The following is a 25,894-nucleotide window of genomic DNA, read 5'->3' on the forward strand; positions in this document are numbered from 1 at the left end:
GACACTTTGCCTCCAAGCCGGATTAACCTCGCATAACGAAATTGCATCATAAAGAACTACGACCCCATGGGGCCCGTGTGAACCAGTGCACATCCAGCTCCACTCGACGCACCCGAACGCGTAAAGTGGCGACACCCGGGAACGACTTCGCGACTTTCCGCTCTCCCGTCAATCGGAATCCGCAGAACAGCAGGTGAGATCAGCCGCCCACCCTTGCAATGCACGAAACGTCCCGTATGTGGGGTAGCCTTGCCTGCGCTGCTGTACGAACAGCGCGTTTCCCCCTAATCCAGGCGGCGGCATCATGGGCTCCTACCTCCGTGCCGAACAACCCGGATCCACGTCCCCCGCGCCCCGCACATGAGGCGCTCCTGTTCACACGCCCCAGTGGGCGAGGGAGGCATAACTCCACCATGGGCCTGCAAGCCAAGCGTTCCCACTTGAAGCGTGCGCTTGTCGAGCGTGCATGGCGTATGCGTGCGTCTGCTCGTCGGCAGGCGCTGTTCTCGGGTGACCCGGCCTTGCGCGAGGTGTCGCTGGGTGATCAGGTCGTGTGCGGCCGGGTCGTCGAGCGTTTCACCGCGGCCGAGGCCGCTGCCCGAAACCTTGGGCTGGTGGTCGATGCCTGCGACGCGGTCGGCATCTCCTACTTCCTGGTCCCGGGCACCAGCCGGGTCCGGCACACCGTCGGTGTGAACATGGCGGACCGGGACCGGCTGCTGGCAGCGATGGAGGAACGCCACGCCGACAGCGGTGCGTTCATCGGCCGCCCACGGGGTGCCGACCGGCTGATCCACGCGGCGCTCTTCGCCGATGGCGGCCTGCCCAAGGCAGTGCGTGATGCGGCGGTGGTGCGTGTCGGGGAGGTGCTGCTGGGTCCTGCCGGGCAGGTCGTCGCGGGTGCGGACCTCGCGTGTGACGTGGAGTTCTGGCGGGACGGAGCCGCGGTGCTGGCCGGCGCAGACGGGCAGCAGCGGCTCGCCGAGTTGCAGCTCCAAGCCGCCGAGGAGGTGTTCTCCGAGGCCCTGGTGGCACCGCGCCGCAACCGGGTCTCCGATGTGGTTCCGCCCAGCGAGCAGAAGCCGGCCTGGGTGCGGGTCCGGGAGCGTGACGTGGCGACGTTCCAGCCGTTCACCGAGTTGACCGTGGACGACGTCGATTTTCCGATCGATGTGGTCTATACGTGGGTCGATGGTGACGAGCCCGCCATGCGCGAGAAACGCAACCGATACCGCACGGGTGGCGAACTCGCCGAGATCCTCGACAAAGAGACCAACGAATCCCGGTACACCAGCCATGACGAGCTGAGGTATTCGCTGCGTTCGGTGTGGATGTATGCGCCGTTCGTGCGGAATATCTATGTGGTGACGGACGGGCAGGTGCCGCGGTGGCTGGATACGTCGGTTCCGGGTGTGCGGGTCGTGGACCATCGGGAGATCTTCCCTGAGGGTGTGCTGCCGGTGTTCAACTCGCATGCGATCGAGACGCGGCTGCACCACATTCCGGGGCTGTCGGAGCACTATCTGTACTTCAACGATGATGTGTTCGTGGGGCGGCCGGTGACGCCGCAGCACTTCTTTCAGGGGAGCGGGATCATGCGGGTTCCGATGTCTCCGCTGAAGATCGGACTCGGCGACGCGCATTCCCGGGAGACCGCGACGAACGCTGCCAGCAAGAACGTTCGGCGGTTGTTGAAGGGCGAGTACGGGCGGTTCACCACCAACAACTTCATGCACACACCGCTACCGCAGCGGCAGTCCTACTTGCATGAGCTGGAGGAGAGGTTCCCCGCCGACTTCGACCGCACCATGCGGTCGCGTTTCCGGTCCCCTGAAGACATCGCGGTCACGGCCCCTCTGCACTACAACCACGCGCTGATGGCCGGGTACGGGATGCGCGGCTCCTTCAAGTTCCGCTATGTGAACATCAGCCGGGACGACGCGGAGTCCCGCCTCACCGACCTCACGAAGAACCGGCGGTTCGACTTCTTCTGTGTCAACGACGTCGACGTCCCGCAGGATATGCGCGAGAGCGTACACAAGCGGATCGGCGACTTCCTCGACGAGTACTTCCCATTCCCGTCACCGTTCGAGCGCGACTCCGCCTGATCGACACGGCTGCCGGTAGCGGCAAGGCGGTCCCTACGACGGTAGGGGCCGCCTTTCGTTCACCTCCCTCCCCCGGCCTTCAGCACCAAGGCGTCACCTACCGCGCGTTCCCCGGATGATGCGTTGCCCACCAGGGCAACGCGGCCGCCGCCGACCATCGTCGTCGAACCGCCTCCGTCCAGCGCGACGGCGTCGCGCGCGCCCAGCTTCCGCATGGTCGCCGCCACCTCGTGCAGCCCCAATCCGTCACTCACTCCGGGCTGGCGGCCGGCGGCGGCCAGCAGCAGAATCCGGCTCCGGCCGTCGACCCCCATCGACGTGCGGGGGTGCCGCCTCACCGCCCACGTGTAGCCGAATGACCGGTCGTTCTTCCGTATCAGGCCGTCGCCTTGCAGGTCGACCTCAACCTCGCCGTTGCGGACCAGCCACGGTCCCCCGTTGACGATCCCGGCCCGGGGACCGGCGCGGACCACCCGTCCACGCGTATCCCGGATGCGTTGGGTCATGCGCAGTTCGGCACCTCGTTGGGCATGTTCCGCCAGCCAGTCGGCCCCCTCACCGATCCCCTGGATCGTGGAGCCGTCCGGCGGCACGTCTCCTCCCGGTACGCGCTCGCCTACCACCTTGTCGTCTTTGTCCAAGACCACCTCGTGGCCGTCGATATCGGGAGTCTCGACCCCCAGCGCCGGAGTGAACAGGACGAGCTCGTCGGAGTCGGTGCAGGTGAAGTCGTGCTTGGGACGTTCGGTCGGGATGTCTCCGCCGACACCTCCGCAATTGCGGATCTTCCCGGGAACACGGTTGATCCCATCGATCTCCCGTTCCGCGGACGCAGCCGCCACCGTCAGTTCGGTCACCAGCTCCACGAAGAGGGGATCGAGGCCGTCACCTTCCAGGACGACCGCGACCCGACCGTTGGTGGCCTCCGAAGCGAGCTCGCCGGCGTAAAAGCCGATCCCGGCCGGAGTTCCCGGAATACCGTCACGCCCGGAGGTGACGAAGAATCCCCCGTTGACCGCGGCCACCGCGCCAGCGTTCTCCGCCATCGATGCCACCGTTTCTCGCTCGCCGAGGGCCGAGCCGTAATCGGGGGTGAGTTTTCCCTCGGTCTGCTTCGGATCGATGACGATCAGGGCGGCCTGTACCCTCCGCCGATGTTCGTGCGGATCTACGCCGGTCCATTCCACGACCACGTCGAGCCCTGCGGAGGACAGAACGTCGGCGTCCGGTTGCGCGGCGTCCTGGGTCTCGTACCGATCGTCAAGCCGGACTATCCATCCGGCTTTCCCGCCCGAGGTGATGACTCCCTCCGGCCACAGCGCTGCCTCGGCCGATGCGCTGAAGCCCAGGGCCTTGAGCTGTCGGATCGCGGCTAGCGCGTCCTCATGGGAGCCGAGGACCTGTGGACGCTCGTAGCCGCGGTGCCGGAGGGTCACAGCCCAGTCGGCTGAACCATCGGCGAGGAGTCCCTCATAGAGGCGAACCCCGGGCGCCAGTTCACTGACGTCCGGGGTTCCAACGAAGACCGAGTTGATGTTGTCGTCACTCCCGCTCACGGATTCGCGGGCGGTGAGGACGACGAGCGCCACGGCCACCACCATGGCGATGGCAAGAAAGGGGATGAGTCCACTTCTCCACTGCCACAGGGCGCTTATCACCCGAAAATTCTAACGAGCCTCCGAGTGAGCCTCGTCGCCGGCACGTTCAGCCGCAATGGCGTTGACCTTGCCGCGGACGCAGAACCAGCCGACGACCAGTGCGGCGGCGATGACCGGGATGGACAGCACCGTGATCCGCCCGGCGGGTTCGTCGAACCACATCAGGATCAGGACCGCGGCGAAGAACGCGAGGGTGATGATCTGCGTCCAGGGCGACCAGGGCAGCCGGTAGGAAGGGCGTTCGAGCAGGCCCTGTTCGGTGCGGTGCCAGAAGAGGAGGTGGCTCAGCAGGATCATGCCCCAGGTGCCGATGATGCCGATCGCCGCGAAGTTCAGCACGATCTCGAAGGCCTGGGAGGGCACCAGGTAGTTCAGGCCGACGCCGAGCGCGTAGACGGCGCACGTCATCAGGATCCCGCCGTAGGGGACCTGGCTCCTGCTCATGACGCCGGTGAAGCCCGGTGCGGAGCCCGACATCGCCATCGAGCGCAGGATGCGGCCGGTGGAGTACAGCCCGGAGTTGAGGCTGGACATGGCCGCGGTCAGCACGACGAGGTTCATCACGTCGCCCGCCGCCGGGACGCCGAGCTCGGTCATGACCGTCACGAACGGGCTCGTGCCGGCCTCGTAGACGCCGAAGGGCAGCAGCATGGCCAGCAGCAGCACCGAGCCGACGTAGAAGATGCCGATCCGCCACATGATCGAGTTGATCGCCTTGGGCATGATCTTCTCGGGCTCGGCGGTCTCCCCCGCCGTGACACCGACCAGCTCGACCGACGCGTAGGCGAAGACGATGCCCTGGACGACCAGCACGACCGGGAGCAGCCCGTTGGGGAAGAAGCCGCCGTTCTCGACGAGCAGGTGCGGGCCGCTCTCGTAGCCGCCCACCTGGTGGCCGGTCACCAGCAGGCCGATGCCGATCAGCATGAACAGGACGAGTGCGGCGACCTTGATGATCGCGAACCAGAACTCCAGCTCGCCGAAGAACTTCACCGAGATCAGGTTGACGAGCAGCACGACCGAGAGTGCGGCCAGCGCCATCATCCACTGCGGGATGTCGCTGAACATGCTCCAGTAGTGCGTGTACATCGCGACGGCCGTGATGTCGGCGATACCGGTCGTGCCCCAGTTGAGGAAGTAGAGCCAGCCGCCCACGTAGGCGCCCTTCTCCCCCATGAACTCGCGCGAGTAGGAGACGAAGGATCCCGATGAGGGCCGGTGCAGGATGAGCTCGCCCAGCGCGCGGACCACGAAGAAGGCGAAGACACCGCAGACCGCGTAGACGAGCGCGAGCGCGGGGCCGGCGTCATGGAGCCGTCCGCCGGCTCCGAGGAAGAGCCCCGTGCCGATGGCGCCGCCGATGGCGATCATGTTGATGTGGCGGGCCTTCAGCGTCTTGCTGTACCCGGCGTCTCCGGCGTCGACGTGCTTGCCTGTCGATCGCTCGGGGTCGCGCTCCAGAGTCTCTTCGCTCATGGATCCCCCGCTTCTCTGCTCCGTTGCAGTCGGGCCGATCGGCCCAAGGAGCGAGCGTAACGCAGGTCACCCAGTGACCCTGACAACCAGTCATCCCATAATTTCCGGTTAACTCTGTGGGAAAACCGACGGTGTCGAGCCTGCGGCGGCGTCACCCGGCCGCAAGATTTCCGCCTGGCCGGGCCCTGCGCCCCGACAGCGCCGCTTCCCGGCCGCCGTGCCGCTTCCCTGACCGGAGCGGCGTGAGCCGGGGAAGCGGCACGGGGACCCGTCGTCGACGGCGGTCGCGCCCGGCCTCGTCAGCTGAGCACGGCGGTCAGGACCGCCGCGACCGCGGCGACGAGAGCGGAGAGGGTGGAGATCGGTAGCGCATAGCGCCACCGGTCGGTGGCGTCCGCCCTTTGCTCCAGGTCGGCCACCCGCCGCTCCATGGCGGCCAGCTGGGTGCCGATCGCGGACAGCTGCCCGGACATGGCCCGGACCTCCGCGAACACATCGGCCACCGTCACCACCGCGTACGGTTTCTCATCACTCAAGTGGGAACTCCTTCTTCCTCTCCTTCTCGTTCGCCGACCCCAACCTTCGATGTGGGGGTCAGGGCGGTCGCCCTGCGAAACCCCGACCCGGAGGGCGGGCCCGGCTGCTATCCCGCTCCTCTCAGCAGCCGGTGCCCGAGGAGTCACCGGGGACCGGCCTGCTCCTCCGGTGCGGAAGCGCCCAGCGCGTGCCGTCGCTTTTCGGCGCGGCGCTGGGCCTCGGCCAGGCGGGCCCTCTTCTCGTCTTCCGCGCGTTTGATGCGCGGGTCGGCGGGGTGGGCCTGGCCGGTCATGGCGTGGACGAGGTCGGCCTGGAGGTAGTGGCCGAGCGTCCAGCCGTCCCCGCCCAGGGCGCGGAAGGTCGCCGACTCCGGAGGGAGGTGGCGGACCAGCACCGCCAGGCGGCGCAGGGTCATCCGGCCCCTCCACAGGTCGGCGAGCTCGATCCGGTAGTAGCGTGCGAGGTCGGCCTCCACCGCGTCCGGATGGTTCCGGACCAGGCGGAGGAGGCGCGCTATTCCCCCGCGTTGTCGAAGCCGTAGGCGGTGGCGATCTGTTCGGCCAGCTTGTTCAGGTCGCTGAGCGTCGCGCCCGTCGCCTTGAGCCGCTGCCACTGCTCGGCGCCGAGCAGGCTGCGGACCGCGGAGACCACCTTGCCCTCCTCGAAGGCCTCCATGGTCTCCAGCGACCAGTCCTCGGAGGAGGGCGGGAGCAGGTACTCCTCGCCGGCCAGGGTGAGGCGCTTGTGCTCGGCGGACTTCACCGCCTCGGCCTGGATCGCGGGGGCGGCGCTGCCGGTGGTGCCGGTGTGGGTCTCGGTCATGGCGCGGTTCCTTCCTGAAGCCATACATCGGAGTGGATATCGTCGGGCGATCGGTCGGTCGCCCGGCGGGTGCGCGGTTCGTTGTGCGGGGTTGGGACCGGGCCGGGGTGAACCGCGCGAACCTCCCGGCCCGATCCGGTCAGTGGCGGACGGCCTGCTCCGCAGGCCGATCCGGCTGAGGACGGTCGGCCCGCGCCGGGTCGGGCCGGGCCGTCGGGTGGTGGGTGGATTTACTCGGTCGCCGAGGTCGCCTCGCCCTTGTAGGTGTGGAAGAGCGTGGCCTTGCCGTCGGCGTCCGCGTCGGTCGGGTAGATCGCCACGGTGATCTCGCGCTTGGCGAGCTCGGCGGCGTTCTCGGTGGCCTCGCCACGCTCGGCGACCATCGCGTAGTTGGCCGAGATGGTGCGCTTGATGGTGTTTCCGGTCCGGGTCTCGAAGGCGATCTTGAACTTCGCCTGCAGGTCCGGGACGTTGATCGCGCCGGCGTAGCCGCCGTCGCCGTCGAAGCTGACGTCGTGGCCCGGGTACATCAGGTCGTAGACGACCTTGTTGTCCTCGAAGGGCAGGAACTTCCGGGTCAGCTTGAAGTTGTTCTGCGTGCTCGCGACCAGGACGCCGCCCCAGGCGTAGAGGTCCTCGGACTCGACCTCGATGGCCTCGGTGAAGCCCTCCTCGCCGTCGAGCAGGCCGACCTGCTCCCATTCCGGGCCGAACGGCTCGCCGCCCCGCGGAACGGACGCGTCCAGCGGCGCGATATAGACGTCGGCGAAAGCCCAGACGGAGGCGTTCTTTGCATTACCCATGGATGGATTTCCCTTTCATTCGATGGTGTCCCGCGGCCGCGGAACGGATTGCGACGACCGGTGGCCCGGTCAGCCGGGGCGCTGGGTGACCAGCACGGTGAAGGAGGCGAACGGCTCGGGGACGTCGGGGTCGTATCCGGCGATGACGCCGTCGACCTGCCGGACGGCGACCACGTCGCGGTCCCCGACGTGCTCCATCAGGGCCGCGTGCGCCAGGTGGGCGAGCGTCTTGGCGCTGTCACGGTCGTCGGCCCAGGAGGTGACCCGCACGACCGCGTTCTGGGTGATGGGGTGGTTACCCGCTACCTCTTCGCAGCGGACGGACAGCCGCGGGTCGTCACCGGCCGACCGCTCGGTGAACGACTCGGCCACCACAGCGGTCGACCGCCATTCCACGGGAAAGTCCGGAACCCGCGATTCGAGGTACTCGACGACGAGCCCCTCGACGTCGGCAAAAGGCTGGATGATCACAATGAGGTTCTCGCTTCGGATGATGGAGATAACGCCGGGCGCACGCGGAGCTCCGCGCACGGACGCCGGGCGCGAAAACAAATAGAAGATGGCAAAGAAAAACGCCCGGCGTTCGACCGGGCGTTGGACACACGTGTGGTGCTGCGAAATATCGTGCACTAGTCGGACCGGGGGCGCAAGCGCACCTCCGCATCCCCGCGAATCACAAGAAATCGCTGGTCAGAGCGGCCACCATGACACGTTGGGGTGATTCTTGGGCTAGCTCAGGGTCAGCATTGGCGCGGCGAGGGCGCAGAAAGCGACCGTGAATGGTCTGACCTTTTCGCCGTGGGAAACAGCGTTGGCGCCACCCCGGTCCGGGGTGGCGCCAGCGGTTTCGTTCCTACGCCGGGAGGCCGCGGTCCTATTCGCCCTTCCAGACCGGGGGGCGGCGTTCGGCGAAGGCTGCCGCGCCCTCCATGGCGTCGTGGCTGGTGAAGACCGGGCCGATGAACTCGTCCTGCCGGGACCACATGGTGTCGGTCGTCCAGTCGGCCGAGGCGGTGATGACCTGCTTGGAGACCGCCACCGCCATCGGGGCGTTGGCGGCGATCCGGGCCGCGAGCTCCCGGGCGCCCGCCAGGGCGCCGCCGCTGGGGGTGACCTGGTTGACCAGGCCGAGGTCGGCCAGGCGCGGGGCCTGGACCTTGTCGCCGGTCAGGGCGAGTTCCATGGCGAGGTTGCGCGGGATGCGGTGCTGCAGGCGCAGCAGTCCGCCGCCGCCCGCGACCATGCCGCGTTTGACCTCGGGGATGCCGAACGTGGCGTCCTCCGCCGCGACGACGAGGTCGCACGCGAGTACGGCCTCGAAGCCCCCGGCCAGGGCGTAGCCCTCGACCGCGGCGATCAGCGGCTTCCTGGGGCCGCGCTGGGTGAACCCGGCGAAGCCGCGGCCCTCCACGATCGGAACCTCGCCCTGCATGAACGCCTTGAGGTCCATGCCCGCGCAGAAGGTCCCGCCGGCGCCGGTGATGATGCCGACCACCAGGTCCTTGCGGGCGTCGAGGTCGTCCAGCGCCTCGGCGATCCCGTTGGCCACCGCCGCGTTCACGGCGTTCTTGGCCTGGGGCCGGTCGATGGTGATGACGGCGACGCCGTCCTCGGCCGTGTACAGCACCTCGTCGCTCATGGCAGTGCTCGCCTCTCCTTATTTCGGCTGCATGCGCAGGCCGCCGTCGATGCGGACGACCTCGGCGTTGATGTAGCTGATCTCGATCAGCGAGCGGACCAGCCTGCCGAACTCGGCTGCGGTGCCCAGGCGCTTGGGGAAGGGCACCGGCGCGGCCAGGCGCTCCTTGAAGGCGTCGGACTCCGGGCCCTGGCCGTAGATGGGCGTGTCGAGGATGCCCGGGGCCACGGTGTTGACGCGGACGCCGATGGCGGCGAGGTCGCGGGCGGCCGGGACGGTCATGCCGATGATGCCGCCCTTGGAGGAGGAGTAGGCGATCTGCCCGATCTGCCCCTCGATTCCGGCCAGGGAGGCGGTGTTGATGATGGCGCCGCGCTCGCCGTCGGAGTTGATCGGCTCGGTCTTCGCCATGGCGGCGGCCGCGAGCCGCACCACGTTGAAGGTGCCGATCAGGTTGACGTCGATGACCTTCTTGTAACTCGCGAGGTCGTGCGGCTGCCCCTCGCGGTCGACGGTGCGGGTCGCCCAGCCGATGCCGGCACACGAGACGGCCACGCGCAGCGGCTTCCCGGTGTCGACGGCGGCCTGTACGGCCGCGGCGACCTGGTCCTCATCGGACACGTCGGTGGCGGCGAACACGCCGCCGACCTCCTTGGCGAGCGCCTCGCCGCGTTCGGCGTTGAGGTCGGCGATGACGACGGTCGCACCGGCCGCGGCCAGTTCCTTGACGGTGGCTTCGCCCAGTCCGCTCGCGCCGCCGGACACGAGGGCGGCAACTCCATTCAGCTCCATGCGCGGCACTCTACAGACTCACCGCCGCAAAAACTAGAACGAGGTTCGGTTTTGTTTCTCCGAACCAGCGAAGAAGCACGCCACGAGGGTGAACGGCGCCCTCGTGGCGTGCCCGGGGACGCGCCGACCTCCCGTGCCCGAGGAGGCCATGGCCGACGGCGCGGCCCCTCGGTGGCCTCAGGCGTAGAAGTCCGGGCGGTCCTTCAGCCCGGTGGCGACGATCCTCCCGGTATGCAGCGCCTCGACGTTGGCGTCGCAGATCACCGCCGCGGCGTAGCCGTCCCACGAGCTCGGCCCGGCGGCCGTGTCCGCCGCGACCGCGTCCACCCACTCCTGGATCTCCACGTCGTAGGCGGCGGCGAAGCGGTCCTTCCAGTCCTGGAGGACCGCGCTGCCCTGCCGACCCGCGGTACGCACCACCGGACCCGACGGGTCGGGCAGCCGCACGGTGCCCGTCTCGCCGACGGCCTCGCACTGGATGTCGTAGCCGTACTGGCAGTTCACGAACACCTCGACGTCCACGCGCGCGCCGCCGGCCGTCTCGAACAGCATTATCTGCGGGTCCTGCAGGTGCTCGAACCGGTGCCGGGTGCGGCGCGGCGTGAGGACCTGCGCCGAGACGATCTCGTCGTCCAGCAGCCAGCGCACCGTGTCGATCTCGTGCACCGCGGTGTCGTGCGTGGCCATCTCCGAGTGGTACCGCTCGGGGACCGCGGGGTTGCGGTGCACGCAGTGCACCATCAGCGGGTCGCCGATCTCCCCGCTGTCGATGACCTCCTTCATCGCGCGGTATCCGGCGTCGTAGCGGCGCATGAAGCCGACCTGGACGAGGCGCCGTCCGTGCGCGGTCTCGGCGTCGATGATCCGCAGGCAGTCCTCGGCGGTGGTGGCCAGCGGCTTCTCGCAGAACACCGGCTTGCCCGCCGCGATCGCGCCGAGCACCGACTCGGCGTGCGCCGGCCCCCAGGAGGTGACCAGCACCGCGTCGACATCCGCGGCACCGATCACCTCCTGTCCGGTGTCCAGTGCCCGTGCGCCCGCACCCGCGGCGACCACCGCGGCGCGGTCGGCGTCGATGTCGGTCACCGCGGTGACGCGGGCGCCGGTCACGACCGTGGAGAGCCTGCGGATGTGATCGGCCCCGATCATGCCGGCTCCGATGACGCCGACGTTGACGGTCATTTTCCAGTCCTTTCCCGGTGAGAGTGCGGCGGTGGCGCTCAGTCGCCCGACCGCGGCTCGGCCCTTCCCGCCGGCGCGCTCCAGGCCTCCTCCGCGGCCACCGCCTCCGCCGCGTCGATCGCCGCGGTGACGTCGGCCGACATCCCGCCGATCTCGCCGGCCGACACCCCGTGCAGCGGCGCGACCTCGGGCGCCGCTCCGCGCTTGAGCTCGTGCTGCAGCGCGTCGAGCTCGGCGCCACCGGCCATGTGGTGGGTGAGGTCGTCCAGGGTGAGTTCGGATCGGGGCGCGTCGAGCTCCATCCGGCCGAGCTTCAGCACGGCGAAGTGGTCACCGACCATGAACGCGTGGTGCGGGTTGTGGGTGATGAAGATGACGCCCAGCCCGGCGTCGCGGGCGGCGTTGATGTACTTCAGCACCACCCCCGACTGCTTGACGCCGAGCGCCGCCGTGGGCTCGTCGAGGATGAGGACGCGGGCGCCGAAGTAGACGGCGCGGGCGATCGCCACGACCTGCTTCTGGCCGCCCGACAGGTTGCTGATGGGCGCGTCGATGTCGGGCAGGTCGATGCCCATCTTCTTGAGCTCTTCGTCGGCGATGCGGCGCATCTTGTCGACTTCGAGCATCCTGAACGGGCCGAACCCGGTGCGCAGCTCGGAACCGAGGAAGAAGTTGCGCCACACCGGCATCAGCGTCACCATCGCCAGGTCCTGGTAGACGGTGGCGATCCCGCGGTCCAGGGCTTCGCGCGGCGAGGAGAAGTGCACCGGCTCGCCGTCGACCAGGTACTCGCCCGAGGTGGGCGCGTGCAGGCCGGCGATGATCTTGATCAGGGTGGACTTCCCGGCGCCGTTGTCGCCGAGGATGCAGGTGACCTCCCCGGCACCGACCTTGAGGTCGATGCCGGACAGTGCCTTGATGTTGCCGAAGGTCTTGCCGACGCCCTTCAGCTGCAGGACGGGCGCGGGTGCCTCACCCCGGTGCCGGGGCGACGGCGCGGCCGCGCCCGGGTCCGGGTCCGGGTCGGTGGGTTCGGCGGTCTTGGTCATCGTGTTCACCTCGTATCACCTCTTCGACGTCTGGTTGCGGACCCACATGTTGACGACGACGGCCAGCAGCAGCATCGCTCCGACGAAGAACATGATCCAGTTGTTGTCCCAGCCGGCGTAGACGATGCCCTGCTTGGTCATGCCGTAGATGAGGGCGCCGATGACCGCGCCGATGACGGTTCCGTACCCGCCGGTGAGCAGGCACCCGCCGACGACGGCGGCCATGATGTACAGCAGCTCGTTGCCGACGCCCTCGCCGGACTGCTGCACGCCGGACGCCATGAGCAGGTGCATCCCGCTGAACCAGGCGAAGAACCCGACGGTCATGAACAGGCCGATCTTGACCCGTGCCACCGGGACACCGACGGCGCGGGCGCTCTCGGCGTTGCCGCCGACCGCGTAGATCCAGTTGCCGACCTTGGTGCGCATCAGCACCCAGGTGGCCAGTGCGGCGAACAGCAGCCACCACAGCACGGTGATGCGGACGCTGACGCCCAGGCCCGGGATGGGAACGGAGGACGAGAAGACCATCTGCGCGGAGGCGAACCCGTCCATGTTGCGGATGCTGTCGGTGGACACCTTGCCGGTGATCAGCTTGGTCACGGCGATGTTGAGGCCCTGCAGCATCAGGAACATCGACAGCGTGACCAGGAAGCTGGGGAGTTTGGTGCGCACCAGGATCAGCCCGTTGATGAACCCGATGGTCAGGGCGAGCGCCAGCGCGAGGCCGGCGCCCACCCACACGTTGAGGTTCAGCTGGAAGCTGAGGATGGCGGCGGTCAGCGACGCGGTGATGACCGCGACGCCGGCCGACAGGTCGAACTCGCCGCCGATCATCAGCAGCGCGACGCCCACGGCCATGATCCCGATGATCGAGCTGGCATACAGCACCGTCATGAGCGACGACGCCTGCCGGAACGGCTCGGCCACGGAGAAGAAGACGGCGAAGACGACGATCGCGCCCAGCAGCGACCCCATTTCGGGGCGGCTCATGAAGCGCCGCAGGAAGGAGCGCTGGCCGACGCGGAGCGTCTTCTCCGACGCCTCCGGCGCGGGTGGCTCCTTGAGGGTGAGTGTGTGGCTCATGGTCGAGGTCACCGGGTGCCCTTCTCGGCGAACACCTTGATCTGGTCGATGTTGCTCTGGTCGATGAAGCTGGGACCGGTCAGCACGGGCTTGCCGCCGCCGGAGACGTTGCCGTTGGCGTTGTACAGCCACAGGCCGTCGACGGCCAGGTAGCCCTGCAGGTAGGGCTGCTGGTCCACGGCCCATTGCACGTGGCCGTCCTCGATGGCGCCGACCAGGTCCTCGTTGGTGTCGAACGTCGCGACCTTGGCGTCGCTGCCGGCGTCGTCGACCGCGTCCAGCGCGCCCATGGCGTAGGGGGCGCCGAGGGTGACGACGTAGTCGACGTCCTTGTCCTCCTGCAGCTTGGAGGTGATGGACGACTTCACGTCGGGCATGCTCGCGCCGTCGACGTACAGCGTGTCGGTGTCGCCGTCGAACGTGTCGGCGAGCGAGGAGCAGCGGGTCTCCAGCCCGACGTGGCCCTGCTCGTGGATGACGCAGAGCGCCTTCTGCGCCTGGACCTCGGTGAGCTTCTCGCCGAACGCCTCCCCGGCCACCGACTCGTCGGTCCCGAAGTACTGGGTGAGTCCGGCCTCCTCCCACTGCTCGATGCCGGAGTTGAGGCCGACGACCGGGATCCCGGCCTCGACGGCCTTGTCGATCGCCCCCTGCAGCGCGTCGGGCTTGGCCAGGGTGACCGCGATGCCGTCGACCTTCTTGTCGATGGCGGTCTGGATCAGCGTGGCCTGCTTCGCGGCCTCCGGGTCGGAGGAGTACTCCAGGTTGACGTTGCTCTTGGCCGCCGCGGCCTCGGCACCGGCACGCACCTTGTCCCAGAAGGAGTCTCCGGGGACCTCGTGGGTGATCATCGCGATGGTCAGCTCAGGCGTATCGAGCTCGGCGGCGGTGTCCTGCCTGCCGCCCTCGGAGCTGCAGGCCGAGGCGACCATGACCAGGCTGGCGGCGCCGGCGAGGGCGATGGTGAGTTTGCGGATGTGGTTCATGACGGAACCTCTCAGGAGGGTGGTGCGGGGTGAATCTGCGGGAATGCCTTCCGAGGTCGCGGTGGGGTGGTACGACTTGCGGGGAATCCGGGCCGACGGCGGGCTCGTGGCCGCCGGGGGATGTGCGGCCCGGGTTCAGCGGTGGTGCTCAGACGAGGTTCAGCTCATGAGTCACGCCTTCTGGTAGCGGGCGCCGAGCCCGCAGCTGTTGAGGTACTTGCGGGTGCGGATGGCGATGGGCATCGGCACGTCCGGCTCGCACGGGTAGAGGTCCTGCTCGACGATGACGAAGACGCGGGCGTCGACCTCCTTGAGGGCGTCGATGACGGCGTCCGGGGCGGGTTCGCCCGCGGGTGGTTCGACGCACACGCCGCGCTTGACGGCCTCGCCGAAGGACAGGTTCTCCTCGTTGACCTGCCGGATGATCTCCGGGTCCATCTGCTTGATGTGCACGTAGCCGACCCGCTCGGAGTAGCGGCGGATCAGGCCGACCGCGTCACCGCCCCCGTAGGCGACGTGCCCGGTGTCCAGGCACAGGGAGACGAGGTCGGAATCGGTGCCGTCGAGGAACCGCTCGATCTCGGGCTGGGTCTGGATGTGGGAGTCGGCGTGCGAGTGGAGGCAGAGCCGGACGTCGTAGTCGTTGAGGAGGATCCTGCCGAGCTCGTCGGCGCCCTTGTTCAGCGCCGCCCACTGCTCGTCGGTGAGCGTCGGCGACTCCGAGTACTCCCCGGTCTTCTCGTCGCGGAACATCGTCGGGATGAAGACGAGGTGGTGGGCGCCCACGGCGGCGGTCAGCTCGGCGACCTTGCGGACGGTGGAGAGCATCTCGTCCCACTTCTCCGGCCGATGCAGGGAGCCGAAGACGGTGCCGCCGGAGACCTTGAGGCCGCGGCGGCCGACCTCGTCGGCGAGCTGCCCGGGGTCGGTGGGCAGGTAGCCGTAGGGGCCGAGTTCGAGCCACTCGTAGCCGGATTCGGCGAGCTCGTCGAGGAACCGGTTCCACGGCGTCTGGTGCTCGTCCTCGGGGAACCACACCCCCCAGGAGTCGGGGGCGGAACCCAGGACCAGCTTCTGGCTCATCGCGGTCATGTCGTCGGCCTTTCGTGTGCGGTGCGGCTGTCCGGCGGCGGGCTAGCCGTGGGTGGGGAAGTCGAACGCGGCCTCGACGGACCGGGAGACGTGTGGCCAGCGGCTGGTGACGACCTTGGCCCGGGTGTAGAAGTGGACGCCCTCGGGGCCGTGGATGTGGTTGTCGCCGAACAGCGAGTCCTTCCAGCCGCCGAAGGAGTAGTGCGACATGGGCACCGGGATGGGCACGTTGACGCCGATCATCCCGACGTGTACGCCGCGCTGGAAGCGGCGGGCGGACTCGCCGTCACCGGTGAAGATCGCGGTTCCGTTGCCGTACGGGTTGGCGTTGATCAGCTCGATGGCCTCGTCGAGGTCGGCGGCGCGGACCACCACCAGCAGCGGGCCGAAGACCTCGTCGGTGTAGACGTCCATGTCCCGGGTGACCCGGTCCAGCAGGGTCGGACCGACGAAGAAGCCGCCCTCGTGCCCCTCGACCGTCAGGTCGCGGCCGTCGACCACGGCCACGGCGCCCTGCTCGACGCCGGAGGCGACGTAGGAGGCGACGCGGTCGCGGGCCTGAGCGGTGATGACCGGCCCCATGTCGTTTCCGGTGTCCTGGCCGGGGCCGACCTTGATGGCCTTGGCCTTGTCGGCCAGGACCGGCAGCAGCGCGTCGGCGGCCTCCCCGACGGCCACGGCGGCGGAGATCGCCATGCAGCGCTGGCCGGCCGACCCGAACGCGGCGGCGGTCAGGTGGTCGGCGGTGTACTCCAGGTCGGCGTCGGGCAGGACGACGGCGTGGTTCTTGGCGCCGCCGAGCGCCTGCACGCGCTTGCCCGAGGCGGTGGCGCGTTCGTGCACGTACTTGGCGATGGGGGTGGAGCCGACGAAGGACACGGCTTCGATGCCGGGGTGGTCGAGGATGGCGTCGACGGCGGCCTTGTCGCCGTGCACGACGTTGAAGACGCCGTCGGGCAGTCCGGCCTGCCGGTACAGCTCGGCGACGTAGTTGGAGGCCGAGGGGTCGCGCTCGCTGGGCTTGAGGACGAAGGTGTTGCCGCAGGCGATCGCGATGGGGTGCATCCACAGCGGCACCATGATCGGGAAGTTGAACGGGGTGATCCCGGCGACCACGCCCAGCGGCTGGCGGAAGTCGAAGGAGTCGATGCCGGTGGAGATCTGGTCGGAGTAGCCGCCCTTGAGCGCGCTGATGATGCCGCAGGCGTACTCGACGATCTCGCGGCCGCGCACGATCTCGCCGCGGGCGTCGTCGACGACCTTGCCGTGCTCGGCGGCGATGATCCTGGCCAGTTCGTCCTCGTGTTCGACCAGCAGTTCGCGCAGCCGGAACATGACGCGGGTGCGCCGGGTCAGGGAGGACTCGCCCCAGGTTTCGAAGGCCTTCGCGGCCGCGGCGACGGCGGCGTCGACGTCGGCCTGCTCGGCCAGCAGGACCCGGGCCTGCTCGCCTCCGGTGGCGGGGTTCCACACCGGTGCGGTGCGGGTGGAGGCCCCCGGGGTGGCGGCCCCGTCGATCCAGTGCCGGATGGTGTCGGTGGTGCTCACTGCTTCGTCCTTCTCGTCGGGGCGCGTCACAGGTAGTGGCGCTGGTCGGCCTTGTGTGCGGCGTAGGTGGCGGCGGCGTCCCGCGTGCTGTCGAGGTCGGATACCTCGCTGACCGGCACGTCCCACCAGGCCGAGCCGGGCGGGTTGGGCCCCTGCAGGTCGGTTTCGATGTGGATCACGGTGGTGGTGTCGGCGGCCTTGGCGCGGGCGATGGCCGCGCGGAACCCGGCGATGCCGTCGGCGCGGATGACGTCGGCGCCGAGGCTGGCGGCGTTGGCGGCCAGGTCGACTGGGAGGACGCCGCCTTCGAGCATTCCGCTCTCGGCGTCGCGGTAGCGGTACCGGGTGCCGAAGCGCTGGGAGCCGAGGGACTCCGACAGGGAGCCGATGGAGGCGAAGCCGTGGTTCTGCACCACGACGATGATGACCTTCAGCCCCTCGGAGACCATGGTGACGATCTCCTGGGCCATCATCAGGTACGAGCCGTCGCCGACGAGGACGACGACCTCGCGGCTGGGGTCGGCCATCTTGACGCCGGTACCGCCGGCCACCTCGTAGCCCATGCAGGAGTAGGCGTATTCGACGTGGTAGGCCTTGGGGTCGCGGGCGCGCCACAGCATCTGCAGGTCGCCGGGCATGCTTCCGGCCGCGTTGATGACGACGTCGCGCGGGTCGAGCTCTTCGTTGAGCGCGCCGAGTACGGCGGTCTGCGCGGGAAGCGGCCCGTGGGCGACGTGGTAGCACGCGTCGGTGATGCGCGCCCATTCCGCGGCCAGGTCGCGGGTGCGCTCGCGGTGGGCGGGTGGCACCTCCCAGCCGTCGAGCTCGCGGCGCAGCGCCTCCAACCCGGTGCGGGCGTCGGCCACCAGCATGGTCGCCTGGTGCTTGGCGGCGTCCATGCGGGCGACGTTGAGGTTGACGAACCGCACGTCGGGGTCGGCGAAGACGGTGTGGCTCGCGGTGGTGAAGTCGCTGTAGCGGGTGCCGACGCCGAGCACCACGTCGGCCTCGCGGGCCAGGGTGTTGGCGGCCTTGGTGCCGGTGGAGCCGATCCCGCCGACGGCGCACGGGTGGTCCCAGGGGACCGCGCCCTTGCCGGCGTGGGTGTCGGCCACCGGGATCCCGGTGGCCGCGGCGAAGTCGCACAGCGCCGCCATCGCCTGCGAGTAGACGACGCCGCCCCCGGCCACGATGAGCGGCTTCTTCGCGCCGCGCAGCACCTCGGCGGCGCGGGCCAGCGCGTGCTCGTCGGGCCGCGGGCGGTCGATGTGCCACACCCGCCGGGCGAAGAACTCCACCGGCCAGTCGTGGGCCTCGGCCTGCACGTCCTGGGGCAGGCACAGGGTGACCGCGCCCGTCTCGACCTGGTCGGTGAGCACCCGCATCGCGGCCAGCGCGGCCGGGATGAGCTGTTCGGGGCGGGTGACGCGGTCCCAGTACTTCGACACCGGGCGCAGCGCGTCGTTGACCGTGACGTCGCCACCGCGTGTGTCCTCCAGCTGCTGCAGCACCGGGTCGGGGACGCGGGTGGCGAACATGTCGCTGGGCAGGAGCAGCACCGGGATGCGGTTGGTGGTGGCCAGCGCCGCGCCGGTGACCATGTTGGTCGAGCCGGGGCCGGTGGAGGCGGTGCAGGCGAAGGTCTGCAGCCGGTCGCGCATCTTGGCGAAGCCCACCGAGGCGTGCACCATGCCCTGCTCGTTGCGGGCGAGGTAGTAGGGGAGGTCGGCGTCGCCGATCGTGGCGGCCTGCAGCAGGGCCTGGCCCAGGCCGGCGACGTTGCCGTGCCCGAAGATGCCCCACACCCCGGGGATCAGGCGCTGCTCGACGCCGTCGCGCTCGGAGTACTGGGCTGTGAGGAAGCGGACCAGCGCCTGCGCGGTCGTCAGCCGGACGGTCTCGGTCACCGGGCTCACTTCTCCTTACCCTCGGCGGTGTACAGCGGGAGGCGGGGGTCGACGTCCTGCTCGACCCAGGTCCGGCGGACCCAGCCGTGGGCGGGGTCGTCGCAGATCAGCCAGGCGCGCTCGTCCCCCGGGCCCGCCATGACGTTGAGGTAGTAGAGGTCGTAGCCGGGCGCGGCCATGGACGGGCCGTGCCAGCCGTGCGGGATGAGCACCACGTCGCCGCTGCGGACCTCGGCGAACACGTCGATGGGACGCTGCTCGGTGCCGTACACCCGCTGGTAGCCGACGCCGGGGCCGACCGGGCCGTCGGCGACCTCGAAGTAGTAGATCTCCTCCAGCTCGCGCTCGGTCTCCGTCACCTCGTCGTGCTTGTGCGGCGGGTAGGAGGACCAGTTGGCGGAGGGGGTCAGTACCTCGCAGGCGATGAGCTTGTCGCACTCGAAGGTCTGCGGGGTGCAGAAGTTGTTGACCTGGCGGCTGGACTGCCCGGCGCCGCGGAGCTCGACCGGGACGTCCTCGGCCGGGCCGAAGCGGGCGGGCAGCCGCCTCTCGCAGCGCGAGGCGGGCAGCGCGAACCGGCCGCCGCCGCTGCTGGTGATGGTGGCGGTGGCGTCGCGCGGGAGGTAGACGAAGTCGGTGACCCGGGAGAACACGTCGTCGCGGCCGGTGACCTCGAAGGTGTGCCCGTCGACCGTCACCGTGCAGCCGCCGTTGAGCGGCAGCACCAGGGTCTCGGAGTCCCCGGTGGCGACCTCCTGGGTGGCGCCGGGAGCCAGCTCCAGCACCCGCAGCCCGGAGTATCCCCACCCGGCGGACTCGGGCGTGACCACGGTGGCGAACGGACCCGAGGCGGTGCTTCCGGCGGGAAGGTAGTGCTTGGAATCGGATGAGCTCACAGCAGCCCCACAGCGGTGTCGACGGCGCCGACGACGTCGTCGTCGGCGGGGTACAGCAGGGATCGGCCGACGGTCAGGCCCTTGACCGTGGGCAGCTTCAGCGCCGCGCCCCAGCGGGCGTAGGTGGCCTCGGGGTCGGCGGACAGCTCGCCGCCGAGCAGCAGCGCCGGCAGGGTGGAGGCGGCCAGGACGCGCTCCATCTCGTCCACCACCGGCACCTTCAGCCAGGTGTAGGCCGAGGTGCGGCCGATGCCGGAGGCGATCGCCACCGACCGGGTCACCGCGTCGGGCGACAGGTCGTTCTTGACGACGCCGTCGGTGCGGTGCGAGATGAACGGCTCGACCATGGCCATGAGCCGGGCCGCGTTGAGCTCGTCGACGGCCCGGGCGCAGGCCTCGAAGGTGCCGGGGGTGCGGTCGTCGGTGTAGTCGAGGCGCAGCAGCATCTTGCCGCCGTCGAAGCCCATGTCCCGGACTCCGGCGGTGTCGTAGCCGGTGAACCGGTCGTCGATCTCCCAGGAGGCCCCGGACAGGCCGCCGCGGTTCATCGACCCGAAGACGGCCTTGCCGTCCAGGGCGCCGAGCAGCAGCAGGTCCTCCAGGATGTCGGCGGTGCCGAGCACGCCGGTGACGCCGGGGCGGGCCAGCGCCGCGCACAGCCGGTCCAGCAGGTCGGCGCGGTCGGCCATGGCCATCGGGCGGGCCCCGGCGCGCAGGGCGCCGCGCGCCGGGTGGTCGGCGGCGATGATCATCGCCTTGCCGTGCTCGCCCACCGGGGAGGTCGCCCTGACCCGTTCGGCGGCGGCCCGGGTGATGGCCTCGGGGTCGTGCACGCGCGTCTCGACGATCTCGCGCAGTCGCTCGGTCGGTGTCGTCGGCATCACTGGCCCCCGCCCGTCTCGGTGGCGCCGGCGGAGGCGGCTTCGGCGAGCTTCGCCTCGACCTCCTCCTGGGTGGGCATGGCATCGGAGCAGGAGAGCCGGGAGGCCACGATCGCCCCGGCCGCGTTGCAGAAGCGCATCAGGTACTCGGTGTCCCATCCGGAGAGCAGGCCGTGGCAGAGCGCGCCGCCGAAGGCGTCGCCGGCGCCCAGCCCGTTGACCACGTCGACCGGGACGGGCGGAACCGCCACCTCGCCGGTGCCGTCCACGGCCAGCACGCCCTTGGGGCCCTGCTTGACGATGGCCAGGTCGATTCCGAGCTCGCGGGCGGCCGCGGCGGCCGACCGGGGGTCGGTGTGCCCGACGGCGGTGTCCCACTCGTCGAGGTTGCCCGCGGCGACGGTGGCGTAGGGCAGGGCCTGGCCGACGACCTCGCGGGCCTCGGCGCGCGAGGTCCAGAACATCGGCCGGTAGTCCAGGTCGATGATGGTGATGCCGCGCTTGTCCCGGGCCTTGAGCGCCTCAAGGGTTGCGGAGCGACTGGGCTCTTGGCACAGCCCGGTGACGGTGACCCAGAAGATGTCGGCGTCCCGGATGGCGTCGTAGTCGAGCTCGGCGGCGTCGATCTCCAGGTCGGCGGCCTTGGGGTCGCGGCCGTAGAAGTAGAGGGGGAAGTCGTCGGGCGGGAAGATCTCGCAGAAGGTCACCGGGGTGGGACGGCCGGGGACGGCGCCGACGAAGCGGTCGTCCACGCCGAAGCCGCGCAGCGCGGTGCGCACGAAGGCGCCGAAGGGGTCCTCGCCGGTGCGGGTGATCAGGGCCGCGTCGCGCCCATAGCGGGCGGCGGCCACGGCGACGTTGGTGGGGCTGCCCCCGAGGAACTTGCCGAAGGACCGCACCCGATCCAGCCCGACACCCACCTGCTCGGGGTAGATGTCGACGCCCACGCGGCCCATCGTGACGACCTCGAATCGGCCATCGGTGTGCCGGCGGTCACTGGGTTTCACTCGAACCTCCGAAGGTAGAAGGTGGCAGGCGGCCAGCTGCCCTTGTTCGCTCGTCCGGCCCGTGTCGGGATCGGGGCGGCTAGGGCTCGGGGCGGACCTCGGCGACCCGCACCGGCCGCCCCTCGCGCATGGACTTGTCGGCGGCGTCGGCCACGAGCACGGCCTCCAGCGCGTCGGCCACCGTGCAGGGGCTCTCGCCCTTGTTCGCGACCATCTCGATGAAGGCCCCGATCTCCGCCTCGTAGGCGGGGGTGAACCGGGACCAGAACTCCTGCCAGGGCTCGCCCGCCGGGAAGCCGACGCCGGGCTCGGCGGAGACCAGCGGCGCGCGCTCGTCCAGGCCGACGGCGATGGTGCCGCGCGAGCCGGCCAGCTCCATGCGGACGTCGTACCCACCGCCGTTGTAGCGGGACCCCTGCAGGGTGACCATGGTTCCGTCGTCCATACGCAGCACAGCGGCGGTGGTGTCCACGTCTCCGGCCTCGGCGAAGTAGGCGGCGCCGCGGTTGGCACCGTAGGCGTGCACCTCGTCGACCTCGCGGCCGGTCACCCAGCGCAGGATGTCGAAGTCGTGCACGTGGCAGTCGCGGAAGATGCCGCCGGAGGTGGGGATATAGGCGGCGGGCGGGGGCGCGGCGTCGCAGGTGACGGCGTGGACGCGGTGCAGTTCGCCGAGTTCGCCGTCGCGCAGCGCCTGGCGGGCGCGGGTGTATCCGGCGTCGAACCGGCGCATGAACCCGATGTGCACGGGGATGCCGCTCTTCTCGACCTCCTGGAGGACGTCGACGGTCCCGGGGACGTCGGGCGCCACCGGCTTCTCGCAGAAGACCGGGATCCCGGCGCGGACCCCGGCGAGGATGAGCTCCGGGTGGGCCGACGTGGCGGCGGTGATGACGAGTCCGTCGACGGCGCCGGGGGCCAGCAGGGTGGCGATGTCGCCCGCGGTGTGGGCGCCGACGCGCCCGGCGACCTCGCGGGCGCGGTCTCCGTCGGCGTCGGCGAGTAGGAGCTCGGAGACTTCGGGTCGCGCCGCGATCGCGGCGGCGTGGGAGGCTCCGATCCGGCCGGTGCCGACGAGTCCGATCCGCATGCCCATCCTCCTTGGAGTTGATGCAGGTAACAGGGGGTTGTTCCGTGGGTCACAGCCCTGAGAGTGTTTGTACGCCCGACGTGAAGATCTTGTCAATACTTTGTCTAGACATATGGACGTCGTAATCTCAACGCAACATGTCGAATACGTAGACTGGTGGGAGCTTCCGCGACCGAGCGCGCGTAAGTAAAAGATCCTCCGACCACCCCGCAGGCCCCATCCGGAGAACCCAGGAGAACGGAGTCGCGTGTCAGAGTCGCCCCTGTCGATCCCCCTCGACCGCAGCAGCCCCGTGCCGCTGTACTTCCAGGTCGCCCAGCAGCTGGAGCAGCGCATCCAGGCCGGTGAGATGCCGGCCGGGACACGGCTGGAGAACGAGGTCGTACTCGCCGGGAGACTGGGCCTCTCGCGCCCCACGCTGCGCCGCGCCATCGAGTACCTGGTCGACCGCGGCCTGCTGGTCCGCAAGCGCGGCGTGGGCACCCAGGTGGTCACCCCCCGGGTACGCCGCCCCGTCGAGCTGTCGAGCCTGTACGACGACCTGGACCAGGCCGGCCAGCGGCCCCGCACCGAGGTGCTCGACCTCAGCGTCGGCCCGGCCCCCGACGCGGTCGCCGGGATCCTGGAGGTCGCCCCCGGAACCGACATCTACCGCCTGGAACGGCTCCGCTACGCGGGCGACGAGCCGCTGGCGCTCATGCACAACTACCTGACACTGGACCGGGTGGAGCTGACCCGGGAGAAGCTCGCCGATACCGGCCTGTACCAGCTGCTGCGGGCGGCGGGGGTGACCCTGAAGATGGCGTCGCAGAGCATCGGCGCCCGCGGCGCCACCCCGGCCGAGGCCCGCGTCCTCGGCGAATCCCGCGGCGCCCCCCTGCTCACCATGGACCGAACCGCCTACGACGACATCGGCCGCGTCGTCGAGGTCGGCTCCCATGTCTACCGCGCGTCCCGCTACTCCTTCGAACTCACCCTCACGGCCTGACCCAACGCGAAAACCCCCGTTGATCTCGGGACTATCGACCGAATACTCGCCGGCTGCGTCAAGTCGGGAGTGCGACCACGCCTCACACCACCGGCTCCGGAGCGACCGGCTCGGCCCGCCGCTGGCTGGCCGCCTTCGGCCCCGCGACGCGCGACGACCTCAAGTGGTGGACGGGGTGGACCGTCGCCGCCACCAGCAGGGCGCTGGCCGACGCCGGCGCGGTCGACGTCGACCTCGACGAGGGCGTCGGCTACGCGCTCCCCGACGACGTGGAGACCGCGTACACCGAGCCCACCCCGGCCGCCGCCCTCCTGCCCGGCCTGGACCCGACGTCCATGGGGTGGAAGCACCGCGACTTCTACCTCGACCCCGACCACCGCCCCGCCCTGTTCGACCGGATGGGCGACATCGGCCCCACGGTCTGGTGGCGCGGCCGCATCGTCGGCGGGTGGGCGCAGCGCCGCGACGGCACCGTCAACTGGCGGTCGCTGCCCGGCGCCGGCCTCGGCCGGGAAGCACGGACCGCGATCGACGCGGAGGCCGACCGCCTCACCGCCTGGCTCGGCGACGCCCGCGTCACCCCCGCCTACCGGACCCCGCTGGAACGCGAACTGGCCGGGTGAGACCGCGGCCGCAGACCGGGCGGACAACGGGGGTAGGAATCCGGCCATGGAGACCAACCACCGGTACGTGTTCGCGCTCCGGGCGGCCAAGTCGGCCGTCCTGGCGTCGGTATCGCTCTTCTGCCTGCTCATCGTCTTCGGCAACGTCACCGACTACTGGGTCAACTTCGAGTTCGTCGCCCGGGTGCTGTCCATGGACGGGCGCATCGAGGACCTGGCCGCGGCCAGCAACATCGACTACCGGGCCGTCACCGCGCCCGCGTTGCACCACGCCGCCTACGCCCTGATCATCGCCGTCGAGCTGTTCGTGGCCGTGGCCTGCGGTATCGGCGCGTGGCGCACCGCACGCGCGGCCAGGGGCGACGACGCCGCGTTCGACGCCGCCAAGACCTGGGGGATCATCGGGCTGACCGCCGGGATCCTGCTGTGGTTCACCGGCTTCCAGGCGATCGGCGGCGAGTGGTTCGGCATGTGGATGAGCGAGGCGTGGAACGGCCTCCCGGCAGCCGACCGGATCACCACGTTCTTCCTCGGCGCGCTCATCTTCCTCTCACTGCGCAACGACCACCACATCCCTCGTTGATCTCGGGGATATCGGGGTCTCAGCGGCGATTTTCACCCCGATATCTCCGAGATCGACGGGAGAGGGGGCCGGATCAGCGCGTCCGGAAGCGGAGGCGGCGGGCGCGGTGGCGCAGGCGGCGCGAGGAGGCGTCGCGGGCCAGCAGGGAGGCGCCGATGAGGCCGGCCTCGTTGCCCAGTTCGGCGCGGACGATGCGGGCCTCGGGACGGTAGCCGCGCCCGGCCAGTTGGCGGCGGAAGGCGGTACGGGCGGGACCCAGCAGCAGCTCGCCGCAGTCCGAGACGCCGCCGCCGATGATGAACAACTCCGGGTCGAAGGCCGCGGCGAGGTTGGCCAGGCCGGTGCCCAGCCAGCCCCCGGCATCCTCCAGGAGTTCCACGCACGCACGGTCGCCGTCGCGGGCCAAGTCGCTCACCAGCGGTCCGGTGATCAGCCCCGGGTCGCCGCCGACCGCGTGGATCAGGCCCCGCGCCACCGGCGAATCGGCCGCGGCCAGCTCGCGGGCGTCGCGCGTCACCGCGTTGCCGCTGGCGTACTGCTCCCAGCAGCCCCGGTTGCCGCACTCGCAGCGGTGCCCGCCCGGCACCACCGTCATGTGCCCGAACTCCCCGGCGATGCCGTAGCGGCCGCGGTGCAGCGTGCCGTCGAGGATGATGGCGCCGCCGATTCCGGTGCCGAGGTTGACCACGATGATGTCGTCGACACCCCGCCCCGCGCCCACGCGTGACTCGGCCCAGGCCGAGGCGTTGGCGTCGTTCTCCACGACGACGGGCAGCTCCAAGCGCGCCGTCAGCGCCTCGCGCAGCGGCTCCCTGCGCCAGGCCAGGTGCGGAGCGAACAGCACGCTGGCCCGCTGCTCGTCGACGAACCCGGCGGCGCCCACACCCACGGCGTGCACGGGGTGGTCGCGGCGCAGCTCCTCGACGAGGGAGGCGATGGTGTCCTCGACGACCTTAGGGCTCTTGCTCTTGTCGGGCGTCTCGGTACGCAGCCGGGCCAGGACCCGGCCCGACGGATTGACGACGCCCGCGGCGACCTTGGTCCCGCCGATGTCGATGCCGATCGTGAGCCCGCGGACCTGTCGACCGGTTCGCCTGGAGAATGCCATAACCAGCCCACCCTATCGATGCCGCGCCCGCTC

At 70.0% G+C, this 25,894-nt stretch carries 25 protein-coding genes; 4 read left to right on the forward strand and 21 right to left on the reverse strand.

Annotated elements, in window-relative coordinates:
- The first annotated feature begins 218 nt into the window (after nucleotides 1-218).
- Nucleotides 219-2,108 (forward strand): stealth family protein, encoded by a 1,890-nt coding sequence (locus HNR23_RS18865; protein ID WP_221308172.1) that lies wholly within the window; start codon nucleotides 219-221, stop codon nucleotides 2,106-2,108.
- A gap of 59 nt (nucleotides 2,109-2,167) precedes the next feature.
- Here HNR23_RS18865 and HNR23_RS27560 read toward each other — a convergent pair whose 3' ends face one another.
- From HNR23_RS27560 to HNR23_RS18965, 20 genes are all read right to left on the reverse strand, one after another.
- Nucleotides 2,168-3,697, reverse strand: coding sequence for a phosphodiester glycosidase family protein (locus HNR23_RS27560; RefSeq protein WP_184077279.1), 1,530 nt, complete (start codon nucleotides 3,695-3,697; stop codon nucleotides 2,168-2,170).
- A 78-nt stretch (nucleotides 3,698-3,775) separates the two neighbouring features.
- Nucleotides 3,776-5,242 carry an amino acid permease gene (locus HNR23_RS18875; protein WP_184077281.1) on the reverse strand — a complete coding sequence of 489 codons (1,467 nt, stop codon included), beginning with the start codon at nucleotides 5,240-5,242 and terminating at the stop codon, nucleotides 3,776-3,778.
- Between the two features lie 299 nt (nucleotides 5,243-5,541).
- Nucleotides 5,542-5,778, reverse strand: coding sequence for a hypothetical protein (locus tag HNR23_RS18880; protein WP_184077283.1), 237 nt, complete (start codon nucleotides 5,776-5,778; stop codon nucleotides 5,542-5,544).
- A gap of 143 nt (nucleotides 5,779-5,921) precedes the next feature.
- Entirely contained in the window at nucleotides 5,922-6,254 is a 333-nt protein-coding gene (locus tag HNR23_RS18885) for a hypothetical protein (RefSeq protein ID WP_184077285.1), read from the reverse strand.
- A 38-nt stretch (nucleotides 6,255-6,292) separates the two neighbouring features.
- Nucleotides 6,293-6,601, reverse strand: coding sequence for a hypothetical protein (locus tag HNR23_RS18890; RefSeq protein WP_184077287.1), 309 nt, complete (start codon nucleotides 6,599-6,601; stop codon nucleotides 6,293-6,295).
- 230 nt (nucleotides 6,602-6,831) lie between these two features.
- Nucleotides 6,832-7,404: a hypothetical protein gene (locus tag HNR23_RS18895; RefSeq protein ID WP_184077289.1), complete on the reverse strand. Its 573-nt coding sequence runs from the start codon at nucleotides 7,402-7,404 to the stop codon at nucleotides 6,832-6,834.
- 69 nt (nucleotides 7,405-7,473) lie between these two features.
- Nucleotides 7,474-7,875, reverse strand: a complete 402-nt coding sequence (locus HNR23_RS18900) for a hypothetical protein (RefSeq protein WP_184077291.1) — start codon at nucleotides 7,873-7,875, stop codon at nucleotides 7,474-7,476.
- A 403-nt stretch (nucleotides 7,876-8,278) separates the two neighbouring features.
- Complete coding sequence (locus HNR23_RS18905) at nucleotides 8,279-9,043, reverse strand: crotonase/enoyl-CoA hydratase family protein (protein WP_184077293.1); 765 nt, start codon at nucleotides 9,041-9,043, stop codon at nucleotides 8,279-8,281.
- Nucleotides 9,044-9,061: 18 nt separating this feature from the next.
- The gene (locus HNR23_RS18910) at nucleotides 9,062-9,835 is read right to left on the reverse strand and encodes an SDR family NAD(P)-dependent oxidoreductase (RefSeq protein WP_184077295.1); all 774 of its coding nucleotides are present in this window, start codon (nucleotides 9,833-9,835) and stop codon (nucleotides 9,062-9,064) included.
- 177 nt (nucleotides 9,836-10,012) lie between these two features.
- On the reverse strand, nucleotides 10,013-11,017 hold the full coding sequence (locus tag HNR23_RS18915; protein ID WP_184077297.1) for a Gfo/Idh/MocA family oxidoreductase: 1,005 nt from the start codon (nucleotides 11,015-11,017) through the stop codon (nucleotides 10,013-10,015).
- Between the two features lie 38 nt (nucleotides 11,018-11,055).
- A complete protein-coding gene (locus HNR23_RS18920; protein WP_184077299.1) occupies nucleotides 11,056-12,066 on the reverse strand; it encodes an ATP-binding cassette domain-containing protein in 1,011 nt (336 codons plus the stop codon).
- A 15-nt stretch (nucleotides 12,067-12,081) separates the two neighbouring features.
- Complete coding sequence (locus HNR23_RS18925) at nucleotides 12,082-13,152, reverse strand: ABC transporter permease (RefSeq protein WP_184077301.1); 1,071 nt, start codon at nucleotides 13,150-13,152, stop codon at nucleotides 12,082-12,084.
- Between the two features lie 8 nt (nucleotides 13,153-13,160).
- A complete protein-coding gene (locus tag HNR23_RS18930) occupies nucleotides 13,161-14,138 on the reverse strand; it encodes a substrate-binding domain-containing protein (RefSeq protein ID WP_184077303.1) in 978 nt (325 codons plus the stop codon).
- A 171-nt stretch (nucleotides 14,139-14,309) separates the two neighbouring features.
- A complete protein-coding gene (locus HNR23_RS18935; protein ID WP_184077305.1) occupies nucleotides 14,310-15,230 on the reverse strand; it encodes a TIM barrel protein in 921 nt (306 codons plus the stop codon).
- 42 nt (nucleotides 15,231-15,272) lie between these two features.
- Nucleotides 15,273-16,778 carry a CoA-acylating methylmalonate-semialdehyde dehydrogenase gene (locus tag HNR23_RS18940; protein WP_184077307.1) on the reverse strand — a complete coding sequence of 502 codons (1,506 nt, stop codon included), beginning with the start codon at nucleotides 16,776-16,778 and terminating at the stop codon, nucleotides 15,273-15,275.
- Between the two features lie 26 nt (nucleotides 16,779-16,804).
- The gene (gene iolD / locus HNR23_RS18945) at nucleotides 16,805-18,685 is read right to left on the reverse strand and encodes a 3D-(3,5/4)-trihydroxycyclohexane-1,2-dione acylhydrolase (decyclizing) (protein WP_184077309.1); all 1,881 of its coding nucleotides are present in this window, start codon (nucleotides 18,683-18,685) and stop codon (nucleotides 16,805-16,807) included.
- A 5-nt stretch (nucleotides 18,686-18,690) separates the two neighbouring features.
- Nucleotides 18,691-19,581: a 5-deoxy-glucuronate isomerase gene (iolB, locus tag HNR23_RS18950; RefSeq protein WP_184077311.1), complete on the reverse strand. Its 891-nt coding sequence runs from the start codon at nucleotides 19,579-19,581 to the stop codon at nucleotides 18,691-18,693.
- A complete protein-coding gene (locus tag HNR23_RS18955) occupies nucleotides 19,578-20,462 on the reverse strand; it encodes a Cgl0159 family (beta/alpha)8-fold protein (RefSeq protein WP_184077313.1) in 885 nt (294 codons plus the stop codon). The genes iolB and HNR23_RS18955 overlap by 4 nt, the downstream gene beginning before the upstream one ends.
- The gene (gene iolC / locus HNR23_RS18960; RefSeq protein ID WP_343070619.1) at nucleotides 20,462-21,469 is read right to left on the reverse strand and encodes a 5-dehydro-2-deoxygluconokinase; all 1,008 of its coding nucleotides are present in this window, start codon (nucleotides 21,467-21,469) and stop codon (nucleotides 20,462-20,464) included. The genes HNR23_RS18955 and iolC overlap by 1 nt, the downstream gene beginning before the upstream one ends.
- Before the next feature lie 79 nt (nucleotides 21,470-21,548).
- Nucleotides 21,549-22,559 (reverse strand): Gfo/Idh/MocA family protein, encoded by a 1,011-nt coding sequence (locus HNR23_RS18965; protein ID WP_184077315.1) that lies wholly within the window; start codon nucleotides 22,557-22,559, stop codon nucleotides 21,549-21,551.
- A gap of 247 nt (nucleotides 22,560-22,806) precedes the next feature.
- On the opposite strand from HNR23_RS18965, the gene HNR23_RS18970 reads away from it, so the two are divergent.
- Genes HNR23_RS18970 through HNR23_RS18980 form a run of 3 tightly spaced genes read left to right on the forward strand, consistent with a single transcriptional unit; the run spans nucleotide 22,807 to nucleotide 24,753 of the window.
- Complete coding sequence (locus HNR23_RS18970; protein ID WP_184077317.1) at nucleotides 22,807-23,547, forward strand: UTRA domain-containing protein; 741 nt, start codon at nucleotides 22,807-22,809, stop codon at nucleotides 23,545-23,547.
- A gap of 53 nt (nucleotides 23,548-23,600) precedes the next feature.
- Nucleotides 23,601-24,170 carry a DNA glycosylase AlkZ-like family protein gene (locus HNR23_RS18975; RefSeq protein WP_184080590.1) on the forward strand — a complete coding sequence of 190 codons (570 nt, stop codon included), beginning with the start codon at nucleotides 23,601-23,603 and terminating at the stop codon, nucleotides 24,168-24,170.
- Nucleotides 24,171-24,216: 46 nt separating this feature from the next.
- Nucleotides 24,217-24,753: a DUF2165 family protein gene (locus HNR23_RS18980; protein ID WP_184077319.1), complete on the forward strand. Its 537-nt coding sequence runs from the start codon at nucleotides 24,217-24,219 to the stop codon at nucleotides 24,751-24,753.
- Between the two features lie 73 nt (nucleotides 24,754-24,826).
- On the opposite strand, the gene HNR23_RS18985 is transcribed toward HNR23_RS18980, so the two are convergent.
- On the reverse strand, nucleotides 24,827-25,861 hold the full coding sequence (locus tag HNR23_RS18985; protein WP_184077321.1) for an ROK family glucokinase: 1,035 nt from the start codon (nucleotides 25,859-25,861) through the stop codon (nucleotides 24,827-24,829).
- Nucleotides 25,862-25,894 lie beyond the last annotated feature (33 nt).

It is taken from the genome of Nocardiopsis mwathae (assembly GCF_014201195.1).
In the GTDB taxonomy this organism is placed as follows: Bacteria; Actinomycetota; Actinomycetes; order Streptosporangiales; family Streptosporangiaceae; genus Nocardiopsis_C; species Nocardiopsis_C mwathae.